At 52.5% G+C, this 2,832-nt stretch carries 4 protein-coding genes; 1 reads left to right on the top strand and 3 read right to left on the bottom strand.

The genetic code is table 11. The annotated features are described in order from the left end of the window. Positions 1 to 1,275 (top strand): PAS-domain containing protein (locus ACTG34_RS13530; RefSeq protein WP_439105402.1); only part of this gene is annotated, 1,275 nt, incomplete at its 5' end. 108 nt (positions 1,276 to 1,383) lie between these two features. On the opposite strand, the gene fliP is transcribed toward ACTG34_RS13530, so the two are convergent. From fliP to ACTG34_RS13515, 3 genes are all read right to left on the bottom strand, one after another. Beyond that, on the bottom strand, positions 1,384 to 2,127 hold the full coding sequence (gene fliP, locus ACTG34_RS13525; RefSeq protein ID WP_439105401.1) for a flagellar type III secretion system pore protein FliP: 744 nt from the start codon (positions 2,125 to 2,127) through the stop codon (positions 1,384 to 1,386). A gap of 5 nt (positions 2,128 to 2,132) precedes the next feature. Further along, positions 2,133 to 2,411, bottom strand: coding sequence for a FliM/FliN family flagellar motor switch protein (locus tag ACTG34_RS13520; RefSeq protein WP_439105400.1), 279 nt, complete (start codon positions 2,409 to 2,411; stop codon positions 2,133 to 2,135). Beyond that, the coding region (locus ACTG34_RS13515) for a flagellar biosynthesis protein (protein ID WP_439105399.1) at positions 2,404 to 2,832 on the bottom strand (429 nt) is incomplete at its 5' end. The genes ACTG34_RS13515 and ACTG34_RS13520, both read right to left, overlap by 8 nt.

Genomic DNA, 2,832 nt, shown 5'->3' with positions numbered 1-2,832 from the left:
ACGCTCTTTTGTGAATGGAGTCGTGGCCTTGCGCGGATCAGTCTAAGGAGCCGCGCAGATGATGATCATCTGTCTGAATTTGATCGACATATCGTTCATGCGATGGAGCAAGAACTCGAAACATTGCGCGCGACATCAGAGAATGGACCGCTTTTGATATGGCGCGAACATGTGGACCAAACCGTCACTTGGGCCAACACCGCTTACTTGACCCTAGCCGACCAGTTCGAACCCGATGATGGCGAGGCCAGTTGGCCCCCGCGCCGCCTCTTCGAGCTTGCGGGTCCAGCGCAGTCAAACGGCGCCACCAATGAGCCGAATGATCCCAAAATGACCAACGGTCCAACGCGCGCAAGTATCGTCATGCCAGACAATACATCGCTTTGGTTTGATCTCTATACGAGCGATCAAGGTGATGGGATGTTGGTCACAGCCGTGCCTGTTGATGCCGCTGTCCAAATAGAGCGAGATCTTTGGGACGCGACCCAAACCCTCACGAACACCTTTTCACATCTCACAACGGGCTTGGCCATATTCGCCCGTAACCGTAGGCTTAAACACTATAACCCCGCGCTGGCCGACCTCACGGGCCTGTCATTAGACTATTTGGTGCAATCGCCGTCTTTAGTGGAGTTTCTGGATAAGTTGCGCGACACGCAGATGATGCCCGAGCCTCGGGACTATAAATCGTGGCGACAAAATGTGTCTGCATTGGAAACACAAGCACAGAGTGGAACCTTTGAAGAGACATGGACCCTTACATCCCAAATAACCTACCGCGTTACAGGGCGACCACTGTCCGATGGTGCGATCGCCTATTTCTTCGAAGATATTTCGTCTGAGGTGTCGTCGTCGCGTCGTTTGCGCGCACAAACTGAAACGGGTCAATCGGTCTTGGACAGTTTGACAGATGCAATTGCGGTGTTTGAAAATGACGGTCGCCTGATCATGTCCAACACAGCCTACACTGTGCTTTGGGCTGTTGATGATGGTGATGCGATGCATGATGTAGGCATCATAGAAGCTGCGCGGCTTTGGCATTCAAAATGTGCACCAAGCGCTGTTTGGACCGACATCAAGAACGTTGTCGCGGGTGAGTCATCCGACATCGCATGGTCAGGTCTTGCCCGCCTTTGGGACGGTCGCCGGCTACAGTGCTCTGCAACCCCTCTCCCGAGTGGGCAAACTGTGATCAAATTTGCCACGGATACGGGCGTTGATGCGCCATCACATTCATCGCCAAAGCCCGCTGATCCCCACTACGTCAAGATGTGACTGCGTGGATTGCAGCCACTATTGGCGTTCAGTGGCGGCGGGTGGTACGCAATTTTCAGTCATGACATTTAGACAAAAAACGTAGATCACAAGACAATCGTTAGATGCCTACATATAGCTGCGAACCAACGCGCTTGCGAGTAATGACCATCCGTCCGAGACGACGAAGAACGCGAGCTTGAACGGCAAGGATACGATTGCCGGAGGCACCATCATCATACCCATCGACATCAGGATTGCCGAAACAACAAGGTCGATGATCAAAAACGGCAAGAAGACGAGAAACCCGATTTGGAATGCGCGTTCGATTTCAGAGAGCAAAAAAGACGGCACCAAAAGAGATAGATCGACATCATTTGAAAGAGCAATCGGATTTGCGGGATCTTCGCGCAGTTCGGCCAAATTCGAAAACGTGTCCGCACTCACACGACTGACCATAAACCTGCGAAATGGGTCTAACACTTCAGGTAAAGCTTGCTCGACTGTGAGGGCGCCGTCCATGAGCGGCTGGACCCCCTTGGTCCAACTTTCGGTAAACACGGGGTCCATCACGAAATAGGTTAAAAACAGCGCCAGACTAACGATAAGCATGTTTGGCGGCGATTGCTGTAGGCCGATTGCTTGTCGCAAAATCGACAAAACCGTCACGATGAACGGAAAGCAAGTCACCATAATTGCCAGACCCGGGACAAGGCTCAACAGCGTTATCACAACCATCAACTGGATGGAGCGCGCAGTCAAAGACTCGGCTCCGTCGAAGGACAAAGATAGCTCTTGGGCGCTGGCGGGGGACATCATCATGATGATGACCGTTGCGAGCGCCAGTGTGGCCCCAAGTTTGAAATATTGCATGTGGACTACAGCTCGTTCTTGATGTCGGCAACTTCGGTAAGGCGCACGGCGAGTTGGCCCGTTGTATCGCCTTCGATTTCTTGAAGTTCGCCACGCGCGATCAGCTTTTCGCCGACATAAAGTTCAACGGGATCCTCAACGCGACGATCCAATGTCAGGACGCTATCGTTCTCTAGTTTGAGAAGATCGCGGACAAGCGGGTGCGCCTTTCCAACGGTGACTTTTATCTCAATCGGAACATCGGAAAAGGGGTTCGGGCGGGGTGTGTTGGGATCATCAACCATTGACTATAGCGTCCTTGTTTAGCGTGAACGCGGCATCTACTGCGGCGCGTATTTTCCCGATGGCTCCATCGAGATCAATTTTTCGTTCTTTGGTTCCGAGGCGTAAAAAAACTTGCCCCTCTGTTAGGCTGGGCTCTTCGACGAGTGTGACGGCCATTGGCAGGCTGCCGGTCAGAAGCGCGGTGAGCGCAACCTTGTTCGACGGGCAGATCATGATTTCCACGGGGGTGTCGGAAAGGCTGTCGGCAAATGGTAGAATTTCATCGATAATTGACTGTCCCAATGTCTGTGACACCAACTCGGGAAGCACTTTCTCGGTCATTTCGACCAACAAGGGTTCGAGAGATTTGATGATGTGGGATCGCGCCTCGTGAAAGGTGAAACCCAAATCTTGCAAGTTGCGTTCGAGTTCCGCACCGAT

The sequence above is a fragment of the Celeribacter marinus genome (assembly GCF_965656515.1).
Lineage (GTDB): Bacteria > Pseudomonadota > Alphaproteobacteria > Rhodobacterales > Rhodobacteraceae > Celeribacter > Celeribacter marinus_D.
The sequence above is the reverse complement of the archived record's forward strand: the minus strand, read 5'-3'. Positions and strand labels throughout refer to the sequence as shown.